This window comes from Thalassolituus pacificus (assembly GCF_025318105.1).
Lineage (GTDB): Bacteria > Pseudomonadota > Gammaproteobacteria > Pseudomonadales > Oceanobacteraceae > Venatoribacter > Venatoribacter pacificus.
In genome coordinates, this window is the sequence record NZ_JAOANI010000028.1 from 261465 (window position 1) to 284202 (window position 22738).

Consider the following 22738-nt stretch of genomic DNA (forward strand, 5'->3'; position numbering starts at 1 on the left):
ATCCGTGGAGTAAATACGATGTCTCACAGCCCCCAGGGTGTGTCGGCCACAGAAATACGGCAGCAAAGCATGCAACAAACAGAAACGCAGATAACCGCAATTCAGCCGCCTGAAACCGCGCAACGTAAAGTCATTCATATCGACTGCGATTGTTTTTTTGCGGCGGTCGAAATGCGCGAAAATCCGGCGTTACGTGAGCTGCCCATTGCGATTGGCGGTGAATCCGATCGTCGTGGCGTGATTGCGACCTGTAATTATCCGGCGCGAACCTTTGGCGTGCGCTCGGCGATGGCCACTGCGCAGGCAAAAAAACTCTGCCCGCAGTTGGTCTTATTGCCGGGACGCATGGCGCTGTACCGTGACGTGTCACAACAACTGATGGTCATTTTGCAGGATTACGCACTGCAGCTGGAGCAGGTGTCGGTGGACGAGGCCTATCTGGAAATCGCCAGTCAGGAAAACGCGACCGAGGTTGCCCGCCAGATCCGTGAGCGGGTACGCAACGAACTGGGCATTACCGTTTCTGCTGGCATTGCGCCGAATAAATTCCTCGCCAAAATCGCTTCCGACTGGAATAAACCCGACGGCCAGTGGGCAGTTAAGCCGCATCAGGTCGATGAGTTTGTTGCTGCATTGCCGGTTGGCAAAATTCCAGGTATTGGCCCGGCCATGGAAAAAAAACTCGCGCTGTATAAATTGCAGACCTGTGCCGATATCCGCCGTTGGCCGCTGACCGAGCTGGTGCGTACTTTTGGTCGCATGGGCGCGGTGTTGTATGAGCGTTCACGCGGTATTGATCATCGTCTGCTGAATCTGGAGCGGCCGCGTAAATCGGTGAGTGTGGAGTGCACCTTTGCCGAAGACCTGGCCGGTGAAGAACACTGTCTGGCGCAGTTGCCACAATTACTGGCACGCTGGCATGAACGGGTGGAACGAGCGGGTTGGCCGGCAGAGGCGCTGGCGCCTTTTGTGAAAGTGAAATTTGCTGACTTTACCCAGACCACCATGGCTGACAGTCACGAGCAGGCTTCCGAGCAGGGCTTTGCCCGATTACTGAAGCTGGCGCTGCAACGTGAGAATAAAGCAGTACGCCTGCTGGGCATTGGCGGGCGTACGCCGGAGATCGACCGCAATCAGCTGACGCTGTTCTGAGTGGCCAGCAGAGCCCCATTACATCACGATGCCGGCAAACATCCCCAGTGGCCATAAAACCAGCGACAGGTAGCTGATCAGCAGACCAATCGCCGCACCGACCAGTACATCGGTTGGGTAGTGCATGCCGAGAATTACCCGTGACAGGGCAACCAGCAGGGCGAACGGCACAACCAGCCAGAACAGGGCCGGAAAAAACACGCTGAACAGTACGGCAAAGTTGACCGCATTCATGGTGTGACCGGATGGGAAGCTGTACAGATCCAGCGGTGCCGTGTGGGCACGGATATCATCCCAGGAAATAAACGGCCGCTGGCGCACCAGCCGGTTTTTCAACTGGCTGTAAATTGCCACACAGAGCAGACCGGTAACCATCATATGGCCGACGGCTGCCAGACCGGCAGCGCCCTGAAACAGCGGCAGGGACAGTGCCAGGCAGTACCAGAATACGCCATCCCCCAGACGGCTGATGCTTTTGAAAAACAGGCGAACTGATGTGTACTGGCCCATGCGGTTCAGACGCTGGCACAGCGTCAGTTCGAAGCGGTCTGCTTTGTTAAACAGTAGCGCGGCTTTTGGCTGTATTGTTTTGCTCAGTTCCATGCTGGATTACCTCCGCAGTTGCGCCGTTCAGGCGCTGGATAAAATCATCAACAATGCTGTTCCAGCTGATGCTGCGCGCATGCAGGCTGGCCTGCTGGCGCAGACGCCGGAGTAAGTTCGGGCTGTCGAGCAGGGTTTCGGCACAGCGCATATAGCTTGGATCATCGCCGAATGGCGCGAGCATGCCGTTGTGGCTGCTGTGGATATGTTCGTGCCCGGCGGCATAGTCAAAACTGACCACCGCCAAGCCGCTGGCCATGGCTTCAGTGACGACATTGCCAAAGGTGTCGGTTTTACTCGGAAACAGAAAAACATCGCCGCTGGCGTAGTGGCGGGCGAGGTCTTCACCGCGCTGCATGCCACAACAAATCACCGCCGGATAATGTTCACGTATTCCCGCCAGTGCCGGGCCATCACCGACCAGTACCAGCTTCACCCGCTCATCGGCGGCCAGCAGACGGCGGTAGGTGGCCAGTGCAAGATCCATATTTTTCTCACCGGCAATACGGCCGACATACAGCAATACCAGGTCATCGTCACGCACGCCCCATTGGCGGCGCAGCGCTGTGCTGCGTTTTTCCGGGCTGAATAACTGGCTGTCGACGCCGCGCGCCATTACCCGCACGTTGTGAAAGCCATGGGCTTCCAGTTCGTCACGCTGTACACGGGTCGGTACCAGTGTGCCGCTGGTGCGGTTATGGAAGTAACGCAGATAACGGTAAGCCAGGCCTTCCAGCGCGCCCATGCGGTAGTGTTCGATGTACTGATGGAAATTGGTGTGAAAGCCGCTGAGTACGGTAATGCCACTGGCGCGGGCGGCGCTGACCGCGGCCCAGCCCATAGGACCCTCGGTGGCGACGTAGATTGCCTGAGGGGCGAAACGGTTAATGGCTTTACGGATGCGGCTAATCAGCGGAAAACCAAAGCGCAGGGCGTTGTAGCCGGGAATGGGCAGGCCAGGCAGGGTGACGCTGTGCAGTTTGTCGTGGCTGGCGGAGAGGTCTGTGCGGTGTTGACGCGGGCGGATAACCTGAACTTCGATGCCACGTGATATCAGCCCACGAACCAGATGACCGAGCGTATTGGCAACACCGTTAATTTCCGGGGCAAAGGTCTCGGTCACTATGGTCACGCGTTGCAGCGTGGAGGAACTTGCGGTCAAAGTCATAGGTCATCGTTGACTGATGGATTATGACTTTTACTTTGCGGGTGCAGTGTGACAGTTATATTTCAGCCCTGTGACGGTCTGGTGAACTCCGGCAGATTGCCGTCCGGCGTTCATTAATACTGTACCGATGCATGACAGCCCGGCCAGGAAACCCCGGCCGGACAGAGGTCAGAGACCGCGTTCTTCGCGGTAATAGGAAGGCGCGTGCTGTGTCCAGCGGCGGAAAGCTTTACGGAAATTGGATGGGTCGCTGTAGCCAACCAGTGCGGCAATTTCTTCAATCGGCAGACTAGAATTGCGCAGGTATTCAATCGCCATTTCTTTGCGCACTTCATCCAGAATACGCTGATACGACGTACCAACATCCTGCAGACTGCGGCTCAGGGTGCGGGTGGACGTTGCCAGATGGCTGGCGACCACATCCACCGGCGGAAAGGTGCCGGGATTACTGAGCAGGATACGGCGTACTTTGGCAACAATGCCTTCTTTCGGCCCCATACGGGCCAGAATTTCTTCGCACTGGCTTTCGGCCATTGCCGCCGTGGCGCGGTCGGCCATGGCCAGGGGCGTATCGAGCAGAACACTGTCGATAATAAATTCGGTACGTGGCTGGTCGAACAGAACCGGGCAATTAAACAGGTGTTGATATTCATCGGCGTAGGATGGCATCGGGTGATTCAGATGCACTTCACGGGCGTCGATATCTTTGCCGGTCAGGAAGCGTGCAAGGGTGGCAAAGATGGCAATAAACACATCGCACATTAGGCGATACATGTGTTCGAACGGAATATGCGACGTCAGGCGCACGGCGGTTGCTTCGCCCTGATCCACGACCTCAAAGGTAAATGCCGGATCAACCAGTGAATGATATTTAAGCCCCAGACGCAGCGCACTGCGCAGATCGGCACAGCTGAGAATGGCATAACCCAGCATACCAAACTGGTTGATATTGATGGCCTTGCCCAGATCCAGACCCAGGGTGTCATCCGGATAATCACGCATCAGGTTGCCTGCCAGTAGCAGCATTTGCTGATAGGTCAGGCGGGCGGACGGATCGGATAACTGCTCGGGGCTGATGCCGGTGTTCAGCAGCAGGACGTCGCTGGTGATGCCTTTCTCTGCGCCGACACGGATCATGGTTGCCGGAATATTTACCGGAACCAGAGGTTCGGTCAGGCTCCAAGTACCTCGGATCATGTGAATACCGTTATTGTTATATTGGGCGATAGGATGACAGGCTTTAGCGTTAAATCAAGAGCTATACGCTTTGGACAGGCCAGCAATGGCATATATTAACCCCGTTAAACCGATGCTTTGAATGCGCATTCGCATGTTCGCTGACATACTTTCCGGGGGCTGAAATCGGTCTTAATGATTACGGAAGGGGAAATGCTGGCGGGTAAGAAAACGGCCAAATTCGGTAATCTGCTGGGTTGAGCGGTTGTTCATCAGATTCAGCAGAACGCGGTTCACCTTGCGGCTGTCTTTGCGGGCCACCAGAAAGACCAGGTCGCTGCGTCGCCATTCAAACTCGGCCAGCGCTACCGGTAAGTCAGCACGGCTGAGCAGATCATGCATGACATAAGCGCTGTCACGCTGCATCAACAGCAGCCAGTAATCGTTACGCAGACGGTCCAGAACCTTATTATTGAGGCTCTCGACACTGATTAACGCCTGAATAGAAGCATCTCGTTGTTTTTGTTGCGCATACAGCAACGTTGCAGCAAACAGGCGTGGTTCTTCCTTGTTCACCCAATAATATCGGCCATCCCATTCGCGGTAGACCACCCGATGTGGTTTGGCGGCATCGGGGAAAACGGTATGCAGTGCCTGATCAAAATCATCGGCGCTTTCCGGCACGATATCGGCGCAATTGTTTTCTGCATAGGAATACAGGTTGGGCCAGTCCTGTTCCTGATGACTGAACTCCACGCCTTCAATCGCGGTTATCGACAGCGGCCGTTTGTATTCTTTTTCGATCAGCAGTTTTTCCATCAGATCAATCAGCGGTTGCCAGTCTTTTCCGGCAGGTTGCAGTGATTCCCGCAGTGATTGCACAACGGCCTGCAGGCTCAGCCAGCGGTGGCTGAGAAAACTGTTGGGATTGATGGTGCCCAGGGGCGCCAGAGACAGTTCTTTTGCCGCCTGAGTGGCGTACCAGACCGGGAACAGACGCTGAATAAGATTATTGAAAAAGCTTTCAATATCGAGTGCGGGTGGCGTGGGCTTTCCTGAATTATCCATGGGTCTGGCATCGTCCTGCTTAAGTACGTCTATGCTGAATGAAAGTAATACAAGTAAAGCATGAATGGGAGATATGGCTATGTCCGCCGAACCCTCTGCACCATCGCCTTTGCAGGTTCTGGCCCGCGTAAACCGTGCGCTGAAAGATGCGGGGCTGACCGATAACCGGGCACAGCGTGAGCCGTTGCCATTATTTAATGAACTGTTGCGGGACTGGTTTGTGTGCCAGGACCTGAATGAACAGCAGCTGGAGTGGAACGTTGCTTTGCCGCTGTTGCTGCAGACGATAACCGCCATGGAATTGTCGGAGTCTGTGCGGGCGGTTTTTGAAGAAACGCTGCAATTGTGTCGTGCACACGGCACATTGAGTATCTGGACGCGGCGCGAGCTGGAAAGTCGTTTCCGCTCGTTGTTGGCGGATATTGAACAAGAAAGCCAGCGTCTGCAGGTACCGTCCGGCTATTGATGCCGCTGCCTTTGCGGTTTTCTGGTGGTGTTATTGTTGTTGCCCTGTCGTGCCCCGGCATAAACGATTGCGTATAATCGCTGTTTTTGCGGAGGCTTTATGTCTGTTATTTATCTTGCCGTCGGCAGTGTGACGGGGACGGCACGGATTGTTGCCCAAGCGGTACAGCAGCAACTGGAACACGCTGGCCACCAGGTTGTTCTGGATGAGAATCCCAGTGTTGGGGCCTTAAACGACAGTCAGTGCGATGCCGTACTGATTTGCACTTCAACCACCGGTCGCGGTGATTTACCGGCCAACATTATTCCTTTCTATGCTGAGCTTGAGCAGCAATTTCCATTGCAGAATGGCAAACCTTTCGGCGTTATCAGCCTTGGGGACAGCTCATATGATGCAACCTTTTGTGGTGCCGGTGCGTTGTTTGAAGACCGTTTCTTCGAATTACAGGGCAGTGCGCCTGTGCCGCGGGTCACCATTGACGCGACCGAGACGGTCACGCCGGATGAAGATGCTTTGTTCTGGCTGAAGGAGTGGATGGAGAAAGCTCTCTGACACTGACGCGCCCAGAGAGTGGAAGGATAATCAGAAACGCACCACCAGTTTCAGTTGCGTCTGGTGGTTGTGGTACTCGGTGCCTTCCGGTGGGCGTGTATCCCAACGGCTCTGCCATTGCCACTTAATATCGGTATGCGTACCCAGTGGTAACGTCAGTGCCAGCTGCCATAAGGCGCGCTGGTCTGACGGTTCGTCGACCGATGGCTGAAAATACAGAGTACTTTGCAATTTGCTGTAGGCCAGTCGCCATTGAATATGAGTGTATAAACTCAGGCGGGTCAGCTGGCTGCTGTTGTCTTCATCCAGTACACGCTCGCGTACTTCTTCGTGAAAAAAACCCAATCCCTGATACAAGCGGGTTTGTTCGTCAAATGCATGCTGGTAGCGCATACCGGCACCGACCAGGGCGCGGTGTGCCAGTGCCGCAAACGGATCGCGTTCGTATTGTGCATAGAACTCTTCTGACCAGATCTCGCGACGGTTAAGCACTAACCGGCTGTGAATAAAGGTGTCATCGTCGGTGCGCTCGCCATTGCTGGATTCGTAGCTGCGACTGCCCCAGGTAAAAAAGCGCTTGTTGTCATCCTGCCAGTTGCCGTTAAGTCCGAGATTCCATTTCCGCTTTTCATTATTGCCTGACTCTGCGTCAAAGCCGACTTCTGCTTTGCCGGACCAGCCCAACTGGTCGTCAGCGGCGCGTTTTTCTTCAACGTTGGTAATTGCCTGAGCGGTGAAGCTGAGCAGGCTGAAAGCAGCGAGCAGCGTGAAGCGCATGTCGGACTCCGTTAGTAAAAAAGTCGGACATTATAGGGAACTAATTCCCGGGCTGCATGCTGTGTGATGGACGGGATAACGGCTAATGACTGCGGCGCCATGCTACTGGGCTACTGGGCCATGCGTGCCGATGCCAGATTCTGGATAAGGGTATGCAAACGGTTGATTTGCTGGCGTTCTGAGTAGGCGGTACCGCGTTCGCCGAACTGCTGCCGTGCCTCATCAAGAATCGCGACGGTATCGAGCGCAGTTTCATCATCCAGTTCAGCCCGTGCCGTGTTGATCAGAGCAAAGGCATTGAGATCACGACCACCAATTAAGCCGTATTGTTGTAAACGGCTTTGAAAATCGCTTACGTCACCGGCCGCTAATGAACGCACATCGAAGTCACTGGCGACAGCGCTGACCATTAATGCCCGTTGCGATGGCGAGTACGGGTCGTTCTCGGAGCCGGTATCGGTTTTGCCTGGAGACGCGGCAGAAACCGCTGCAGTGGCTCCGATCTGGCTGCCCGGTACAGCATCTGCCGGATGTTGTTCCGGCATCATGGGCGCTTGTTGTTGCAGATAGCTGGTCAGGGCGTTGAGCATAAATCATATTCTCCGGCGTTAAGCGGAGAATGCAGAAGCTGTGCCAGCGCTCAGGCGGATAAGGGATAAATCAGGCCCCGCCAGTATTGGCGCGGCCTGGGGTCGTGCGGCAGATCATCAGAAGTGGTAAGTAGCGCTCAGCACGGGCCCGAAAGCGGCAACCTGCCAGTAGGCGGTGTCAGACTTTGCCGCTGCCGCCTCAAGGTTGCCATTGCGGTATTGTTCGCGGGCTTCGGTCATGGTTTGCGGCGCGGTGTAAATTTTTACTTCGGAGGCGATCATACCACTGGCAAACGTCATCCAGCCGTCCGCAGGGCGCTTGTCATCATAAGCAACGGCCAGACCGGCAAGGCCATTTACCAGACCAGCCAGCACATGGTTCAACAGACTGCGTTCGTATATCTCACGCTCGGCTGCCGTGTTCAGCCATTGCTCGGCCTGTGCCAGCTTTGCCTGGCGGGCATTGTTGTCGGTTGTTGGCATGGCCGCCAGATCATCGGCAAAATTATGGGTTTCCATCGGATTAAGCAGCATATCGGCTGCGCCCAGGAAGCTGGTGGTAAAACCGACAACACGGTCATACTTATTGTGCTCACCGTCGGTTTGCGTATAGGCAATGCCATTCACAGCAGTGAATCCGGCAAATAAACCGAACCAGCCGTTTTGCCAGAGACGGGAATGGTCGGCGCTGTTATCAAACTGCTGTTGCAGGAAGCGGAGTTTACTTTGCTCGTCCGCCTGAACAGTGGCAGTGCAGCCCAGCATCAGCAGTAACAGAAGCGCAAAACGATGGAAGAAAAAAGGCCGGAAGTGGTCGTGGCTCAACATACTGAAATCCTGTGATTGTTATTTTTAAGCCTATGAAACCTAAAAATAGTACGTAAGTACAGGTTTTTGAGCGGATAATTCTGCCATTCTAAAGTATGAAATGTGCACAAGTGGTACTTTAGTGCGCATATTTGCCATTTTTCTTTCGTCGGACAATCCGCATAATAATGGCGATATCTGTGAAACATTCGGAGAGACGAACATGGCATTGGTTGCTGAAACAGCAATAAACAAAAGCAAACCCTTGCAGTACCAGGGCCGGAAAGCCAGCCGGGCCAAAAGTGAGCAGCGTCGCCGGATCATTCTGGAAGCAGCATTACGTATTGTGATCAGTGAAGGCGTGCGCGGCATCCGTCACCGTGCGGTTGCCAAAGAAGCCGGAGTACCCCTGGCGGCAACCACGTATTACTTTAAAGACATTCAGGAACTGATCATCGATACCTTCACCCTGTATACGGAGAAGGCGTTAGAAGTGGTTAACGAGTTTACCCATCAGTTTTATCAGCCCATGGCCAGTATGGCTGGTATGGATCTCAGCAGCGCGGAAGGGCAGAAAGCACTGCTGGATTTTATGGTTGAGCAGCTCACAATTTATATGAATGAGCAGATTATCAGTCAGCGTGACATGTTGATTGCTGAGCAGGCATTCCGCTACGAAGCCATTGTTAATGACAGCATCCGTAAGCTGGCTCAGATGCACCGTAAGGCGTTGTTTGATAAAGCCGCCGAGTTTTTCGGTAACGTCACCAATTCGGCAGAACCGGAAGCCGATGCAGAAATTCTGCTGGGTTTGTTCCATTCTCTGGAATACAGCGCATTGCTGAAAAATGAAGAGGAACTGAATTTAACGGAGGTGTCGGTTGTTCTGCGCCGACACCTGTCCCTGTTGCTGCCGGGTCTGCTGGCAGGCTGAAGGTTGCTGCGCTTTGTCCCGCCATGGGGCAAAGCGCTGTCAGAGGGCGAAGTGGTAGCCGGCCTGAGCCAATAGCATGCGCATCAGGCGCATTTCTGTGGCGCTGAAGGTACGCACATGGCTGCAATGCTCACACAGAATTCCGTGTTTGCTTTTCAGCGTTTCAATACTGACGTCGGTGTCCTGCCGGCAATGATCGCAGCTGATCGGAATCATCACTTTTTCAGACAAAATCGTGCTGATTTCGCCGTACTGGATCTCTGCTTGTTTAACAGGCAGCGCTTGGCTCATAGGGTTCCCCTGTTCGTTCAAACTGTTTGTCTTAACAACTGTTCTTCAGATTAGCAGCTCGTTGTCTCATGCTTGTGTCGTATCAGGGAATTATGGTGAGCATTCGTAAGCCGATTGTGCATCACCAGCGGGCTATCGGATTACAGTGTAGTGCGGCTGTAACATAAACGCACAATTCACCGTGCTGGCGGCTCTGAATCGTATAACTCTATGATTCTTTAGATGAATTACTCCGGCACACAACGATGGCTGGTGATGGGAAAGCTACTCCTGAGCCTTCTTTTGTAACATTTCTGTTACAAAAGTGCCAACAGCGAGGGAAGCGGTCAGACCCGGACTTTCCATTCCGAACAAATGCACCGCTGGCGGGCTGTCACTGGGGCGGTGAATAATAAAGTCTGCGGCGGTCTCATGCTTTGTATGCAATTTGGGCCGGATACCGGCGTAATCAGGCTGTAATTGCTGTGTTTTCAGGCCAGGAAAATAACGCTTAATGGCGCTGGCAAAAACGGCTGCCAGCGCCGGATCCACCCGATAATCCAGCGTGCTAGCGGCTGGCAGATAGTCGGTATCGGGCCCGAAACGTACCTGACCGCCAAGGTCGAGGGTGGCGTGAATGCCCAGTCCTGCCAGATTTTTCTCCGGTAGCGGGTAAATCAGATGACGGAAGGGGCTTTTTCCCTGGTAGCTGAAGTAATGCCCGCGACAGAGGTGAAGGTCTGGAATCTGATTCTCTTCAACGCCCAGTGCCCGTGCCATTGTCTGGGCCTGTAATCCGGCGGCATTAATCAGTGCCGAGCAGTGAATATGGGTTGTTCCATCCGCGCTGCTGACCGCTACTTGCCAGCCATCGTCACGCTCGCTGGCAGAAAGAACCTGTGAGTGTTTGAGCAATAATGCGCCGCGTTGTTCGGCCTGCTGCGCCAGGCGCTCCATATAACAATGGCTGTCAATGATGCCGGTGCCGGGTGAAAACAGCGCAGCATAGGCGCTGACTTCAGGCTCGATATTCCGCAATTGTTGTTGATCCAGCCATTGCAATGGAATGCCTAAGCGTTGTCCTTTATTCAGCAGGCGCTGTAATTCTTCCGTTCCGCTTTCAGCGGCGACAATCAGTTTACCGGTGGCCTGATGCGGTACATCAAACTCCTGGCAAAATTGGTACAAACGCTGTTTGCCACTGATACACAGGCGCTCTTTCAGCGATCCGGGTGTGTAGTAGAGTCCGGCGTGAATGACTTCACTGTTACGGCTGCTGGTTTCTGCGCCAAAGTGTGCGTTTTTTTCCAGCAACAGTACGGAACCGTGCTGGCTGAGTTCATAAGCACAGGCAAGGCCAATGACGCCGCCGCCGATGATGCAGTAATCGAAGTCTGTCATAGGCTGAAAATCACCATGATGTGTCCGCGCCGGGCAGAGCACGGAATCTGAGGTCTGGCAGAATTGTAAAGGATATCAGTGCGGAAGCAGACGCCTTTATAGGTGCGCAGGTCGTAAAAACGACCTGCGTATCGACGCCGGGAGGGGAGTAGCTACATCAGCCCTCAGCTTTTTCGGCACACTCAAAATGGCTGGGATTGGCCCGGCAGCGCAGGCGGAACATCAGTTTCATCATGCGTGGGTCATAGACGTCGGCAGCGGTCAGCTCCAGACGAATCTGGCGCAGCATCTCCTGATACTCATCCATCATTTTCGCTGGCAGGTCGATCCAGTAATGCTCAGGAATTCCGGCTTCGGCCACACGGATATGTTCCATGGCTTTGGTGAAATTGCGGAAAGCAAATTCACGGCTCTGCTGGGCAAATTGTGCTGGAAAGCGCTTGCTGTGTATCAGCAGCTGAAAGTTCATCTGCGCCATGCTGAAACGGTAGATACCCCCTTTTTCGCCCAATCCTTTGTACATTTCGAACGGCTGATAAGCGATGGCCGGAGCATAGGCAATATCGACATCGCCATTGTTAAAGCGCGGGGCAAACGTCGCAACGCTGGACGGCACCATCGTGGCGCCCACGTGTTCGACTACTCTGACCGAAGCTTTGTCGTAATCCAGAGTGGCGATACGCTTACCGGCCGCCGCTTCAACCGAATTAATGGCTTTATCGCGTACATAAATATACACCGCGCCACCGGGCATGATGCCGGCCACTTCATAGTCACCCTGCTGCATATATTTACTTGCCTGAGGTTTGGCCAGCATGCCGATCAAATCCTGCAGTTGCTGGTAGTCGCTGATACCACCGAGCGCTTCGATACTGGCCGTGAAGGCGTTGTAAGGACGCACCCGGGTGCCGGTAACGCCCATGGCATCACAGTGTCCGGCATTAAAATCGGCCAGAACTACGGCTTCGTTGGTATAGGCTTTCAACTCAAGTTCAGTTCCCCAGGACAGGGCGCTGGTCTGATAATCGCGCATGGCATCAAAAATCGGCCCTTTGGCACCGACCGGATCGAACACACAGAATGTACGTTTGACGATATCCGCATGGACTGAAGAAAGGCTGCACAGCAGGGCGGCCAACAGGAATACGCCGCGTGAGACGGTAGAAAACATAATCAGGACCTTTGTTTATTATTATGCAGGTCATCTGCCCGCTCATCATAACCATCTGGGTTGCGGTAGCAAGTCAGGCGCAGGATCGGCTCGCGGGCTGGTGCAACAGCCCGGCTCTGAGTACCATACGCGCACTTTTGGCAGTACACCGGTAAGGTAGCGCGGATGAATGCAGAGCTGTTTGAAACCTGGGCAATGAATATTGGCATTACGCTGCTGATCGGTTTTATGTTTTTTATTATTTATGATCTTGGTAAGCGTTCGAATGCCGGTAAATTCGGCATGATGATATTGTTGATCGGACTTGGGCTGGGAATGGTCGGTTTTATTATTAAGACGGTGCTGGTCGAAGTGCTCGATCTCTGAAATTAAACTCGGGTGCTCTGGTTTTTTAATGACCTGGTGTGAGTTCCTGCTGTAATGCCCGCCTGGCGCTAGCGCCAGCCTTGTTGTTTGTCTATACCTTAAAGGTATAACGGATATTCCGTGCAGCTCTGCTAACAGAGCTACGTGTTATCCGGCGATAACAACAACAGGGAATGGTTATGGTGGCATTCAGCGTGGCGCAGAATATTGATTTTCTTGCCGTTGGGCAGCGGGTTCCTCCGGCACTCAGCGGGCACACCGATGCCAGTGTTTATATCGTCAATCTGCCAGCCGATTCGGCGGCTTTGGGCCTGGTCGGTTATACGCCACAACTCAGTGAACTGATCGAAGATGCCATGCCGCTGGTCTGGCATTTAATGGCGCGCCAGTCGCTGTCTGAGCAGCTGCCTGTCTATCTGTTTTATGTTAATCCCCGCGATCAGATCGGCACCAATGCTGCGCGCTTGCTGCAACTGCTTAAACAGATGTCGGGCCGGGAGCAGATATGGGTGCCGGTATCGACCAGTCACAGTGCCATTCTTCACTCTCTGCGTCTGATTCTGCCGGAAGCGGCGGCACTGGATCTGAGTCAGTCGTCCCTGCTGTATGTCGGTGATCACGCCAATCGTAAGCCGCTGAAAGCCATGGCTGAAGCCTGCTCGATGCCATTTTGTTTTCACGCACTTTACTAGCAGGCTGTTGATTTTCTATCTGCGTTGCCACTGCAGTGTTAAAAACCGACTCAAAATGCTCATTTACGACCTGTAAACTGCGCTTTTTCGCCGGTTTTTGTCTTGCATTGACTGCCTCGAAGACGAAAATCAACGGCCTGCTAGATCCTGTTAAGTATCCCCGGCACCGGCTTATTCTCAGGCTCCCTTGATTTGGATTAGTACCTTCGTCGCTGCTGTTGTTAGACTGACAACATCAGTGTGAACAGGCCCAACCCAAGGAAATTGCTTTTATGCCTCAACAAGATCTCAAACAACAACTGCAACAGCTGCACGAAACCCTGCAACAGAATCCTCAACTGGATGACGGCAGTCTGGAACTGCTGCACAGCATCGCCCGTGATATCGACGCGATGGAAAACAGCGATGCCGCGGATATTGGTGAGCGGGTGCAGGAGCAGGCCATACGTTTTGAGCAGGAGCATCCGACCTTATCGGGAATCCTGCGTCAGATTGTGGATACGCTGGGACGTATCGGCGTCTGATAACCGGGCTGTGTTCTGCCCGGTCAATCGGCTGCAGAACGCAGACTTTATATCTGCGGAATTCGTTTTGAGGGAACAGCTATGCGCCATATGCCAACGATTGCAGAAATAATGACGGCCTTTCCGGTTCATGTCGAAGAGAGCCTGCCGCTGAACGAGGCGGCAGACTTGATGAAGTCTCATAACTGCCACCATTTGCCGGTCATGGCCGAGCACGAAGTGGTTGGTTTACTCACAACAGAAGATCTCAAGCTGGCACAGCAGCCAGGCCACGCATCGACCGATCTGGGCGATCTGAGCGCCGGTGATATGTGCCGCCGGCAGATTAAACAGGTTGATCTGCATACCCGGCTGGATGTGGTGCTGATGGGAATGGCGGAGCAGAATATAAACGCCGTACTGATTATGCGCAATGAACGTCTGGCCGGTATTCTCACCAGTCAGGATGCCTGCCGTGGCTTTGCCCATTGGCTGCAGAAAGAATACCTTCCCAGCGATGATCCAGGCGTCGCCTGATCAACGCCAGACTCTCGTTTCGCGTCCGCAGCTCCCTGCTGCGGGGTGCACCGCCTTGGAACATATTGATGTTCCATTGTTTACAAATAGCGCACGTTTGATCATTTCCGACCCTTCTGAACGCCTGTTTTCGGCCTTTTTAAGCGTATTCTGAGCAATATAAAAACATGGTACGGAGTTTGCGAAAGGCTGTTTATCAGGAGGAGCAGCCTATGTATAAAATCGCCGATATCCAGGACTACCGTCAGCCCGTTATGCCCGTTTCATCCACGCCATCAGCCTGGTTGAACAGTGTGACGGAAATTATTGAAAGCCGTTACCACGATGAAGACAGTATTCAGCAACTGTTGTTGCTGGTGGCCGAAAACAGCGGTCTGAGCAATGTCTCTGTGGCTTTGCCCGATTCTCCCAGCCGCTTTAAAGCGCAGTATTGTTCAACCGGTGTGAGCAACGGTGTTTACAGCTTTGCCGTACAGCATGCGTTGTGCCGCCAGTTTGAATCACGGGAATGGCTGGTGATCAAAGATGGCAGTGAGCGGCCGGAACGTTTTGAGCCATTTATCGATGCTCTTAGCCATCAGGATCGTTGCCTGCTGGTGCCGCTGGTACTGCGTCAGTCGGTGCTGGCGGTGCTGGTCATGGATCTGCGTGGTGCGCGGGCCGATGGTATTGATCTGGCACTGGTGAATTTTCTTGGCGCGCAGATCGCCCATATGCTGGCCACTCAGGTGGTACCGAACTTCAAGACTTTATATGCCCGCCCTTATCAGCGGGTGCAGGCTGATGAGTTGAGCGACATTCAATCGGCGATTACGAAATGCAGCGGTAATAAGACCATGGCGGCAAAAGTGCTGGGTCTGACGCCGCGTCAGCTGCGTTATCGCCTGTCCAAACTTTCCGGCGAGTGCTGACCTCCTTCTGTCTGTTCTTCATAAAACTGTCATGGGTTGAGCGTCACACTGGTGGAATTATCACCAGAGTGCCGCTTAACCATGGCTCAGATCCGCATTTCCATTGTTACGGAAACTTATGTTCCGGACGTTAACGGCGTTGCCAACTCCCTGCGTCAGTTACTCAGCGCACTGAATCCCGAGCAATTCCGTATCCAGATTATCCGTACCTGTCCACGCAGTGGCTGGCTGCCGGAAAGTGAAGAAGTCTGGTGTCGTGGCCTGACGATTCCTATGTATCCTGATTTGCAGCTGGGTTTACCTGCCCGCCGCCGGGTCGCCCGTGCCTGGAAAAGCTTTCAGCCGGATCTGGTGTATATCGCCACTGAAGGCCCGCTGGGTAATTCAGCCTTACGGCAAGCCCGCAGACAGGGGATTCCGGTCATCAGTGCTTTCCATACCAATTTCCATCGTTACAGCAGCTATTACGGTTTGGGCTGGATTAAGAGCCTGACCCTGGCCTGGCTGCGGCGTTTTCACAACCGCACCGCCGCCACGCTGGTGCCTGCCGGGGAAATTGCAGCCGCTCTGAGCGCTGATGGTTTTCGCAATGTGTCGGTGCTTCCCCATGGCGTGGACTGCCAGCTGTTTCATCCGCGCCGGCGCAGTATTGCCCTGCGTCAGCAATGGCAGGTCGGCAGTGAGCCGGTGCTGTTGTACGTCGGGCGTATTGCTGCTGAGAAAAATATCCCGCTGGCGATTCACAGCTGGCAGGCGCTGCGGGCTCAGGGCACCGATGCACGCCTGGTGATGGTGGGCGATGGCCCGATGCGTGCTGAGCTTGAACGCGAATATCCGCAGATTGTCTTTGCCGGCGTGCAAACCGGAGAAGCGCTGGCACGCTATTTTGCCTCGGCCGATGCGTTTATTTTTCCCAGTCAGACCGAGACCTTTGGTTTGGTGACCTTAGAAGCCATGGCCAGCGGCTTGCCGGTGGTGGCGTTTAATATGGCTGCGGCGCAGATGCATGTGCAGGCCGGAATCAATGGCGAATTGGCGACAACTGACAGTGATGACGCCTTTATCGCAGCCACCCTACGCCTGGCCGGCTCCAATCTGCAGGCGATGGGCGTTGCAGCACGCAGCCAGGCAGAGCGTGCCAGCTGGCAGAGTGTGGCGGAACAGTTTTCAACCCTGGCCATCAGTCATGTCAGCACAGAATCACGTAACAAAACGGGACAAATTCAAACTATGGTATGAGGGTTGCAATGCTTTGGTTAACTGAAACTTCTGATCGTAGCTTTTAACCGGAGATGAGTGCATGGAGTTCAACCGTCATAACATCGCTTTGCTGCAAAAGATCAAACGACAGGCGAAAGACGAGCAGGGGTGCGTGATTCATTTTGATTCACCGTCTCTCGAACATGACCTGCGTTTATTGGTACAAAGCGGCGTCAGCCGTGAGTTGCTGGCGCTGATCGAAGAGTTCCTGCCGACCCAGGAACCTCCGGAGCTGAACGAAGTCAGCCATGTTTACCGCGGCAGTCAGCGTCTGATGGATGACTCTGAGCGGGTGAGTAAGCGCTCCCAGCGTGTTTATCGTGGTCAGGTGGTGATGGCCTGAACGATTGGCAGGTGCGACATTAAAGTGCGCCTGTGCTAGTGTTCGCCCAATGCAGGGACGTTTCTGAGGGACTCTATGCGCTGGGGATCACTGTCTCGCAAGCGTCTGCCTATTTTATTGGGCGTGCTACTGACCATCTATTTTATTCTGCTGAGTTTGCAGCCCGGGCAAAGCCCCGGTCATTGGCTGAAACGACTCGACTTTCTGCTTTACGACCTGCGTTTTAATGCAGCGCTGGATTGGCACCCGCCTGAACGTGGCGGGCAGCCGATCATCATTATTGATATCGATGAAAAATCACTCGCTCAGGAAGGCCAATGGCCCTGGAGTCGGCATAAACTCGCCGATCTGGTCACCATGCTGGCGCAGTATGGCGCGGTGGTGGTGGCCTTTGACGTGGTGTTTTCCGAACCGGAACGCAACCCGGTAGACGATATCCGTAAACGCCTGGCGCTGGACGGTGAGCGCTGGCTGGCTCCTGATGGATGGCGTCGGCAGGTCGATGCCGATACCCATTTTGCTCAGGAGTTACCGGCAACCGACGTTGTATTGGGCTTTTTCTTTCTTGATGAGGCCAATGTGAGTGTTGGCCAGTTACCGGCACCAGTCTATGAACTGCCACCTGAATCGGCCAGTCGTTCGGTGGTGATTACCAAACCCGGCTATGCGGCCAACCTGCCGTTGCTGCAGGATGCGGCGGCCGGGGCGGGTTTTGTCACCACCTTTGCGGATGCCGATGGTGCCATCCGTCTTGCCCCGCTGATTATCCGCTACGGCAATGAGTTGTATCCGTCATTAGCGCTGGCGACGGTGATGGCTTATCTGTTTGACCGGCAGTTGCAGCTCGAAACCGTCGCATTGGGTGAGGTGGATGTGCTGCGTTATGCCGGTGTCGGCGGTCAGCTGGCACGCACCGATGCGGCAGGGCGGGTGATTGTGCCGTACAAGGGCCCGAAGCGAACCTTTCCTTATTTGTCTGCCACCGATGTTCTCAACGGCAACATCAGTCCTGACGCGCTGGAAGGTGCCATTGTGCTGGTGGGCACCTCGGCGCTGGGGTTGTCGGACCTGCGTGCCACGCCGGTCGGCACGCAGTATCCGGGAGTGGAAGTACACGCCAACATTATTGACGCGCTGCTGAATGACGAATTCCCATACCGCCCGGAATGGGAGGCCGGAGCACTGCTGGCGCAGTTGCTGCTGTTTGGTTTGCTGTTGTCATTCTGGCTACCGCGTCTGGGACCGTTTGCGGCCATTTCTGTCAGTGGTATTGCGGTGCTGCTGGGGATCAGCGGCAATTTTTATCTGTGGACCTATCAACATCTTGATTTACCGTTGGCGGCGGTGCTGTTGCTGGTAGGTGGGCTGACGATCATTAATCTGGGTTATGGTTTTATCAGTGAAAACGTCAGCCGGCGTTTGCTGAAGGGTATGTTTGACCAGTACGTTCCTCCGGCCCACATCGAGCGCATGATGAATGACCCAGCGGCTTATCAGTTTGCCGGTGAGAGTAAAGAGTTGACGGTCTTGTTCAGTGATATCCGCAGCTTTACCAATATTTCAGAAAGTCTGTCCGCCGCCGATCTGAAAGCCCTGCTGAACAGTTACTTTACCCCTGTTACCAAAGTTATTTTTGATCATGAGGGCACCATCGATAAATACGTCGGCGATATGGTGATGGCCTTTTGGGGGGCTCCGCTGGATGACGAACGCCATGCTTTTCATGCGGTGCAGGCGGCGCTCAGCATGCAGCAGGTGACGGCGTCTCTGTGTGAAGAATTTGCGGCGCGCGGCTGGCCGGCGATTAAAATTGGCATCGGAATTAATAGCGGGCAGATGAACGTCGGTGACATGGGCTCGTCCTATCGGCGTGCGTATACCGTGCTGGGCGATGCCGTCAATCTGGGATCAAGACTGGAAAGTATTACCAAGTTTTATGACGCTGAAATCCTGGTGGGTGAGCATACACAGGCACTGGCTCCGGAATTTGTTTACCGTTATGTCGACCGTATTCAGGTGAAAGGTAAAAATGAGCCTATCCGGGTGTATGAGCCGTTGGGACGGATTGGAGATGTGGAGGAGGCCGTGCTGAAGGAGCTGCAAATGCAGCAGCGGGCGGTTGAGCATTACTTTGCCCGGCGCTGGGATGACGCCGTGCTGATGTTTACCCGGTTAGAGCAGCAGCAACCACGGCGTTTGTATCAGGTTTATATTGAGCGAATCGCTGATCTGCGCCAGCAGGTATTACCTGAAGACTGGGATGGTGTCTTCCGCCATACCGCGAAGTAAGGCGGAAAAGCCGGTTTAACTGGTACAGCCGAGGCCTCTGTCCGCTCCGGTTACTGTGTTGTTGATGTTGACTGTTGTTGCCAGATCACAATGCCGCCAGCGCTGTCGCCATTGGTGTCGATCAGCTGGAAACTGCCAGTAAAGGCACCCGCATCGGGGGCAACCAGCACGCCATTGAACTGGCTGGCGCTGGCGTCCAGCTCGGCGTTTTCGCCGTGATAGCCACTGTTGAACAGCATCTCAGCCGACGCACTGTTACGGCCATTACGGTTAATTGAACCGGTAAAATCAGCGTTCCAGAAATTTCCGCCAACGCTCTGGCTGTCGCCACGGGGATCGGCGTATTCCGCGCTCAGGAAGCCATTACTGATGGCGCCATCACTGAAATCGAGATCAAAACTGCCGCTGGCACTGAGCAGGTTGTTGCCCTGACTGTCGATACCGATGGCCTGATTGCCATTGAAAGAAACAACGCCGGAGGTCGGAATGTTGCCTTCCGGAACCGGATTTGCGATCACCCAAAGTACAGGCGACTGAATCACCGTGACGGCCAGCGAATTATCGTCCAGTTGTTGGGTTACCGGGACTTCGGTAGTGCCGTTCCAGATTCCCCATTCAATGCCGGCGATGCCGGTCAGCATCTCTGCTGATGCGCCCTTATAGCGTGTAATGTCGGTACCGTTGTCGTTGTCGACAGAAACAAACACCGGCTCTCCGCGACCATCCTTGAACGCCGATGCCGTCACCACCTGACCGTTCACAATAATGCTGCCGATGTGGTTGCTGTTCATTAATGCCGTATATTCTTCCGCAGTCAGGCGTATGTCCGGCGATTGTGTGTTGTGAACCAGATTACCGGATTCCTGCAGGGTTTCTTCTGTACCGCTGTCGGCGTCCTGATCCAGCGGCCCCGGTATTTTACGGTTATCTGTGCGGTCATTCATGCCGGTTTGGGAAGCGGATGTAGTGGCCGGATCCGGTGGCGGCAGGTTGCTGCTGTCCTGAGTATCATCTCCCGCAATAGCATCGTCGTCCGGGATTGCGGATGAGGTATCGGCACTGTCCAGTTCCTGTGGCGCTTCCAGCATTCCCTGAAAGCCGCTGTTGCCAAGTTCGCCGAAGTTGAAATCGGCATCCTGGCCGAGGTTAAAACTGCCCTGTGACGATGACAGGGTAATGCCGCCTTTCCAGACGCCGGCGATCAGTTTGCCCTTCGCCAGCAGGGTGGTGTACATGGTGCCGCGGATACCAATGCTGGCGACCGGCGTGTCGACCCGATAAGCCTCTTTGTTACCCTTGCCGATGGTACCGGTCAGCGTGCGGAAGCCGCCTTCGACCAGTTCCATCAGTGCTTTTTCACCTTTGCCATCGGCGTCAGCCTCCTGGTAGGCATGAATGCTGAGCTTACTGTCTGATTGCAGTGCCAGAAGGGCGTTATCAATAAAGCGGATCTGCACGCGGCTGCCGGCGCCGGTGCTGATGGTATCGTTAATATAAATTTCATCCCGGCGTTTCAGGTTGCGACTGCTGCCGTCGGCGGCCTGAGCACTTACATCGCCTTTTACCATAATGATGTGGCCGGCCAGCTCGGCGGCGCGTACCGACGTCTGCCAGAGCATCAGTGTCAGTATCATCAGTGCCTGCAGTGGCCAGGCAGAGCGCATAATTCGGTGCATGATGGTCTCCATCAGAATGTCAGATTGACGCCCGCTTCCAGCAGCGTGCGGTCATACTCGTATAAGGGAAGATTGCTGTCGTATTGAACGTGGCTGAGCTGGGTGTAAAACGTCAGCGTTGGCAGCAGGGTATAGCCGTAACCCACCATGGCCTGAGTCATTTGTTCGGCGCGGGTTTCACCACCGGCCAGCAAATTGTCCGCGGGGATTTCGCCCTGAAACTGGTAATCGCGCAGAATCAGGCTGGCATACAGGCTGTTGTGAATATTCAGCAACTGCTGGGCATTGATATTCAGTCCCAGCGTATCCCGTGCCTGATAATCCTGTTCGCCATCATCTGTGGCTAATACCAGAGCGAATTGGACAGAAAACTGCTCCGCCGAGAAGGCGGCACCAAGCTGCGTTTCTGCCTGCAGCAGATCAAGATCGTTATTGCGCAGGTTATCCTGATCACTCAGCGTCAGACTGGCCTGAGTCTGCCATTGAGGAGCGAGCCGGTAATGCCATTCGATATTGGCGGATAACTCTGACAGCAGGTCGTCCCCTCCCAGCCAGTAATGGCTGTAACGGCCTCCGAGGCGAAGGTTATGACGACCGCGGATGGCACGCATACCACCACTGGCATAAAGGTTATCCAGATCGAACAGGTCATCGGCGGCATTGTCTTTACGACTGGCGCCCAGTTGCAGATCCAAGGCGCTGCGCCGGGTTAGCGGGCTGATATAGCTGCCCTGAGCGCGCAGTTGATAGTAGCCACTGCCTTGGGCGCGCTGATCACGACTCAGCCTGGCGGTCAGCAGACCATCCAGCAGATCGACCTCGTTCAGATCGGTAGCGGTGTTGTAATTGGAATCATAACCGCCGCTGGCCGAGACAAAGCCACCCCATGAAGGAAAGACCGCCTGACGCTGCTCCTGAATACGTTGCAGGAATTCCCCGATAGTCTGCTGCACCTGCGCGGGCGGATTGCTGCTTTGCACCTGGAGGAATTGCTGCTCGGCGGCATCGTAGTTGCCCAGATAGTAATACGCGCGGGCTAATTCCAGCCGATAACGGGCGACACTCGGGTAATTGCTGTTCAGGCGCTCAAAGCTGAACAGGGCTTCGTTAAAATAGCCGAGTTGGGCGGCACTGAAGCCGTAATAGAAATCAAATGACGGATCGCCTTCATAAAGACTGAGCAGCGGTTTAGCCAGCTGATAGGCGGCGAGATAATCCTGATTGTGAATCAGAACGGCCAGTTGCTGGTTGGTCTGCTCCAGCGTGACAAGCTTCGGTGCGGTGGCAAGCTTCGGCGTTGTGCTGTTGTTGGCTGCAGGTTGGGCGTCTGAGGTTGTTTCTTCTGCCTGCAGGGCAGAGGCAGAGAACAATAATCCGCACAGCAACAGCCGCGAGGCTGCTTGTGGTGTAGGTCCTTTCACCTTGCCCAGTCCTTTATGATCACCAATTGCCATAGTTTGCACTGCCTGACGATAAATACCAATCTTTGAGCCTGTGTGGATAAGGAATAAAGCCGGCTTAAGCTGACAGCAGAAGCGCCAGAGCGATGGTATCTGGCGTTTGGGTCAACAGTGACAAGCCCGGCATCAGCCTGCGCGTCGTCCTGCTATTGATGGCGCGGCAAAAAGCCGGAGCAGGAAAGAGCAAATAGCCGCTGATTTCTCTGCCGATCCGGCACTTGCTGGAACAGCAAAGTTCGCACCAGTAGTCATATTAACAGTATGGTTATTTGACGTGCGTCAAGCTCGTGATCAACCGCCCTCAGCGGCGTTTTTTTCGTTGATTTGTATCAATTCTGACCAACCAGCCCTTGCTAAAGTGACTTCATACCAAGCGCAATGAAGCAGCCGCTGCCGCCATTGCCACAACCGAACGGCACTGCCCAACTGAGAGGTGAGCATTATGTTTATGGATGAAGTTGTATTTTCCGGTCTGATTATTGTTGCCCTGACCTGCGCCTTCTTTGGCGGTGTGTATTGGGCTGTGAAGAAAGATATCGAAAAACACGGCACTGGCGAATAAGTCA

At 54.3% G+C, this 22738-nt stretch carries 25 protein-coding genes; 13 read left to right on the top strand and 12 right to left on the bottom strand.

All coding sequences use genetic code 11. The features are described from left to right. The first annotated feature begins 18 nt into the window (after positions 1-18). Positions 19-1152: a DNA polymerase IV gene (dinB, locus tag NYR02_RS15840; protein ID WP_260977325.1), complete on the top strand. Its 1134-nt coding sequence runs from the start codon at positions 19-21 to the stop codon at positions 1150-1152. An 18-nt stretch (positions 1153-1170) separates the two neighbouring features. Here dinB and NYR02_RS15845 read toward each other — a convergent pair whose 3' ends face one another. From NYR02_RS15845 to NYR02_RS15860, 4 genes are all read right to left on the bottom strand, one after another. Then, positions 1171-1755, bottom strand: a complete 585-nt coding sequence (locus tag NYR02_RS15845; protein WP_260977326.1) for a phosphatase PAP2 family protein — start codon at positions 1753-1755, stop codon at positions 1171-1173. Next, positions 1709-2923, bottom strand: coding sequence for a glycosyltransferase family 4 protein (locus tag NYR02_RS15850; RefSeq protein WP_260977327.1), 1215 nt, complete (start codon positions 2921-2923; stop codon positions 1709-1711). Before NYR02_RS15850 ends, NYR02_RS15845 begins: the two co-directional genes overlap by 47 nt. A gap of 168 nt (positions 2924-3091) precedes the next feature. Then, the gene (locus NYR02_RS15855) at positions 3092-4120 is read right to left on the bottom strand and encodes an AraC family transcriptional regulator (RefSeq protein WP_260977328.1); all 1029 of its coding nucleotides are present in this window, start codon (positions 4118-4120) and stop codon (positions 3092-3094) included. A gap of 171 nt (positions 4121-4291) precedes the next feature. After that, positions 4292-5167, bottom strand: a complete 876-nt coding sequence (locus tag NYR02_RS15860) for a DUF6685 family protein (protein WP_260977329.1) — start codon at positions 5165-5167, stop codon at positions 4292-4294. Positions 5168-5240: 73 nt separating this feature from the next. On the opposite strand from NYR02_RS15860, the gene NYR02_RS15865 reads away from it, so the two are divergent. Both NYR02_RS15865 and NYR02_RS15870 read left to right on the top strand, forming a co-directional pair. Then, entirely contained in the window at positions 5241-5633 is a 393-nt protein-coding gene (locus tag NYR02_RS15865) for a hypothetical protein (protein WP_260977330.1), read from the top strand. 99 nt (positions 5634-5732) lie between these two features. Continuing rightward, a complete protein-coding gene (locus tag NYR02_RS15870) occupies positions 5733-6185 on the top strand; it encodes a flavodoxin domain-containing protein (protein WP_260977331.1) in 453 nt (150 codons plus the stop codon). 30 nt (positions 6186-6215) lie between these two features. Here the strand turns inward: NYR02_RS15870 and NYR02_RS15875 are convergent, their stop codons facing one another. From NYR02_RS15875 to NYR02_RS15885, 3 genes are all read right to left on the bottom strand, one after another. Further along, positions 6216-6962 (bottom strand): DUF481 domain-containing protein, encoded by a 747-nt coding sequence (locus NYR02_RS15875; protein WP_260977332.1) that lies wholly within the window; start codon positions 6960-6962, stop codon positions 6216-6218. Positions 6963-7072: 110 nt separating this feature from the next. Continuing rightward, on the bottom strand, positions 7073-7552 hold the full coding sequence (locus NYR02_RS15880) for a hypothetical protein (protein WP_260977333.1): 480 nt from the start codon (positions 7550-7552) through the stop codon (positions 7073-7075). A 117-nt stretch (positions 7553-7669) separates the two neighbouring features. Then, positions 7670-8380 (bottom strand): hypothetical protein, encoded by a 711-nt coding sequence (locus tag NYR02_RS15885; RefSeq protein ID WP_260977334.1) that lies wholly within the window; start codon positions 8378-8380, stop codon positions 7670-7672. 202 nt (positions 8381-8582) lie between these two features. Between NYR02_RS15885 and NYR02_RS15890 the strand changes: the two genes are divergently transcribed. After that, positions 8583-9293 (top strand): TetR/AcrR family transcriptional regulator, encoded by a 711-nt coding sequence (locus NYR02_RS15890; protein WP_260977335.1) that lies wholly within the window; start codon positions 8583-8585, stop codon positions 9291-9293. Between the two features lie 39 nt (positions 9294-9332). Here NYR02_RS15890 and NYR02_RS15895 read toward each other — a convergent pair whose 3' ends face one another. The 3 genes from NYR02_RS15895 to NYR02_RS15905 form a co-directional block, all read right to left on the bottom strand. Next, positions 9333-9584: a hypothetical protein gene (locus NYR02_RS15895; protein ID WP_260977336.1), complete on the bottom strand. Its 252-nt coding sequence runs from the start codon at positions 9582-9584 to the stop codon at positions 9333-9335. Between the two features lie 264 nt (positions 9585-9848). Beyond that, complete coding sequence (locus NYR02_RS15900) at positions 9849-10964, bottom strand: NAD(P)/FAD-dependent oxidoreductase (RefSeq protein WP_260977337.1); 1116 nt, start codon at positions 10962-10964, stop codon at positions 9849-9851. Between the two features lie 157 nt (positions 10965-11121). Beyond that, positions 11122-12135 (bottom strand): putative solute-binding protein, encoded by a 1014-nt coding sequence (locus tag NYR02_RS15905; protein ID WP_260977338.1) that lies wholly within the window; start codon positions 12133-12135, stop codon positions 11122-11124. Positions 12136-12300: 165 nt separating this feature from the next. On the opposite strand from NYR02_RS15905, the gene NYR02_RS15910 reads away from it, so the two are divergent. The 8 genes from NYR02_RS15910 to NYR02_RS15945 all read left to right on the top strand — a co-directional run bounded on the left by NYR02_RS15910 (position 12301) and on the right by NYR02_RS15945 (position 19036). After that, the gene (locus NYR02_RS15910; protein ID WP_260977339.1) at positions 12301-12501 is read left to right on the top strand and encodes a DUF2788 domain-containing protein; all 201 of its coding nucleotides are present in this window, start codon (positions 12301-12303) and stop codon (positions 12499-12501) included. 179 nt (positions 12502-12680) lie between these two features. After that, entirely contained in the window at positions 12681-13193 is a 513-nt protein-coding gene (locus NYR02_RS15915) for a hypothetical protein (RefSeq protein ID WP_260977340.1), read from the top strand. A gap of 272 nt (positions 13194-13465) precedes the next feature. Further along, positions 13466-13717 (top strand): DUF4404 family protein, encoded by a 252-nt coding sequence (locus NYR02_RS15920; protein ID WP_260977341.1) that lies wholly within the window; start codon positions 13466-13468, stop codon positions 13715-13717. A gap of 81 nt (positions 13718-13798) precedes the next feature. Further along, complete coding sequence (locus tag NYR02_RS15925; protein ID WP_260977342.1) at positions 13799-14233, top strand: CBS domain-containing protein; 435 nt, start codon at positions 13799-13801, stop codon at positions 14231-14233. A 212-nt stretch (positions 14234-14445) separates the two neighbouring features. Then, positions 14446-15144, top strand: a complete 699-nt coding sequence (locus NYR02_RS15930; RefSeq protein WP_260977343.1) for a helix-turn-helix domain-containing protein — start codon at positions 14446-14448, stop codon at positions 15142-15144. Between the two features lie 51 nt (positions 15145-15195). After that, complete coding sequence (locus NYR02_RS15935) at positions 15196-16383, top strand: glycosyltransferase family 4 protein (protein WP_260977344.1); 1188 nt, start codon at positions 15196-15198, stop codon at positions 16381-16383. A gap of 61 nt (positions 16384-16444) precedes the next feature. Continuing rightward, positions 16445-16747, top strand: a complete 303-nt coding sequence (locus NYR02_RS15940) for a hypothetical protein (RefSeq protein ID WP_260977345.1) — start codon at positions 16445-16447, stop codon at positions 16745-16747. Positions 16748-16822: 75 nt separating this feature from the next. After that, positions 16823-19036, top strand: coding sequence for a CHASE2 domain-containing protein (locus tag NYR02_RS15945; protein ID WP_260977346.1), 2214 nt, complete (start codon positions 16823-16825; stop codon positions 19034-19036). A 50-nt stretch (positions 19037-19086) separates the two neighbouring features. Here the strand turns inward: NYR02_RS15945 and NYR02_RS15950 are convergent, their stop codons facing one another. Further along, the gene (locus NYR02_RS15950; protein ID WP_260977347.1) at positions 19087-20712 is read right to left on the bottom strand and encodes a FecR family protein; all 1626 of its coding nucleotides are present in this window, start codon (positions 20710-20712) and stop codon (positions 19087-19089) included. Positions 20713-20723: 11 nt separating this feature from the next. Beyond that, a complete protein-coding gene (locus NYR02_RS15955) occupies positions 20724-22166 on the bottom strand; it encodes a hypothetical protein (RefSeq protein WP_260977348.1) in 1443 nt (480 codons plus the stop codon). Positions 22167-22614: 448 nt separating this feature from the next. Between NYR02_RS15955 and ccoM the strand changes: the two genes are divergently transcribed. Beyond that, a complete protein-coding gene (gene ccoM / locus NYR02_RS19545) occupies positions 22615-22734 on the top strand; it encodes a cytochrome c oxidase subunit CcoM (protein WP_286716578.1) in 120 nt (39 codons plus the stop codon). Positions 22735-22738: the final 4 nt, after the last annotated feature.

Bases quoted from the DNA above. Each gene is read 5' to 3' on its own strand.
- NYR02_RS15845 (WP_260977326.1), bottom strand. From the start codon at position 1,755: ATGGAACTGAGCAAAACAATACAGCCAAAAGCCGCGCTACTGTTTAAC.
- NYR02_RS15940 (WP_260977345.1), top strand. From the start codon at position 16,445: ATGGAGTTCAACCGTCATAACATCGCTTTGCTGCAAAAGATCAAACGA.
- NYR02_RS15850 (WP_260977327.1), bottom strand. From the start codon at position 2,923: ATGACTTTGACCGCAAGTTCCTCCACGCTGCAACGCGTGACCATAGTG.
- NYR02_RS15870 (WP_260977331.1), top strand. From the start codon at position 5,733: ATGTCTGTTATTTATCTTGCCGTCGGCAGTGTGACGGGGACGGCACGG.
- NYR02_RS15890 (WP_260977335.1), top strand. From the start codon at position 8,583: ATGGCATTGGTTGCTGAAACAGCAATAAACAAAAGCAAACCCTTGCAG.
- NYR02_RS15950 (WP_260977347.1), bottom strand. From the start codon at position 20,712: ATGCACCGAATTATGCGCTCTGCCTGGCCACTGCAGGCACTGATGATA.
- NYR02_RS15865 (WP_260977330.1), top strand. From the start codon at position 5,241: ATGGCTATGTCCGCCGAACCCTCTGCACCATCGCCTTTGCAGGTTCTG.
- NYR02_RS15915 (WP_260977340.1), top strand. From the start codon at position 12,681: ATGGTGGCATTCAGCGTGGCGCAGAATATTGATTTTCTTGCCGTTGGG.
- NYR02_RS15900 (WP_260977337.1), bottom strand. From the start codon at position 10,964: ATGACAGACTTCGATTACTGCATCATCGGCGGCGGCGTCATTGGCCTT.
- NYR02_RS15895 (WP_260977336.1), bottom strand. From the start codon at position 9,584: ATGAGCCAAGCGCTGCCTGTTAAACAAGCAGAGATCCAGTACGGCGAA.
- NYR02_RS15930 (WP_260977343.1), top strand. From the start codon at position 14,446: ATGTATAAAATCGCCGATATCCAGGACTACCGTCAGCCCGTTATGCCC.
- NYR02_RS15860 (WP_260977329.1), bottom strand. From the start codon at position 5,167: ATGGATAATTCAGGAAAGCCCACGCCACCCGCACTCGATATTGAAAGC.
- NYR02_RS15880 (WP_260977333.1), bottom strand. From the start codon at position 7,552: ATGCTCAACGCCCTGACCAGCTATCTGCAACAACAAGCGCCCATGATG.
- ccoM (WP_286716578.1), top strand. From the start codon at position 22,615: ATGTTTATGGATGAAGTTGTATTTTCCGGTCTGATTATTGTTGCCCTG.
- NYR02_RS15875 (WP_260977332.1), bottom strand. From the start codon at position 6,962: ATGCGCTTCACGCTGCTCGCTGCTTTCAGCCTGCTCAGCTTCACCGCT.
- NYR02_RS15955 (WP_260977348.1), bottom strand. From the start codon at position 22,166: ATGGCAATTGGTGATCATAAAGGACTGGGCAAGGTGAAAGGACCTACA.
- NYR02_RS15925 (WP_260977342.1), top strand. From the start codon at position 13,799: ATGCGCCATATGCCAACGATTGCAGAAATAATGACGGCCTTTCCGGTT.
- dinB (WP_260977325.1), top strand. From the start codon at position 19: ATGTCTCACAGCCCCCAGGGTGTGTCGGCCACAGAAATACGGCAGCAA.
- NYR02_RS15905 (WP_260977338.1), bottom strand. From the start codon at position 12,135: ATGTTTTCTACCGTCTCACGCGGCGTATTCCTGTTGGCCGCCCTGCTG.
- NYR02_RS15855 (WP_260977328.1), bottom strand. From the start codon at position 4,120: ATGATCCGAGGTACTTGGAGCCTGACCGAACCTCTGGTTCCGGTAAAT.
- NYR02_RS15920 (WP_260977341.1), top strand. From the start codon at position 13,466: ATGCCTCAACAAGATCTCAAACAACAACTGCAACAGCTGCACGAAACC.
- NYR02_RS15910 (WP_260977339.1), top strand. From the start codon at position 12,301: ATGAATGCAGAGCTGTTTGAAACCTGGGCAATGAATATTGGCATTACG.
- NYR02_RS15885 (WP_260977334.1), bottom strand. From the start codon at position 8,380: ATGTTGAGCCACGACCACTTCCGGCCTTTTTTCTTCCATCGTTTTGCG.
- NYR02_RS15945 (WP_260977346.1), top strand. From the start codon at position 16,823: ATGCGCTGGGGATCACTGTCTCGCAAGCGTCTGCCTATTTTATTGGGC.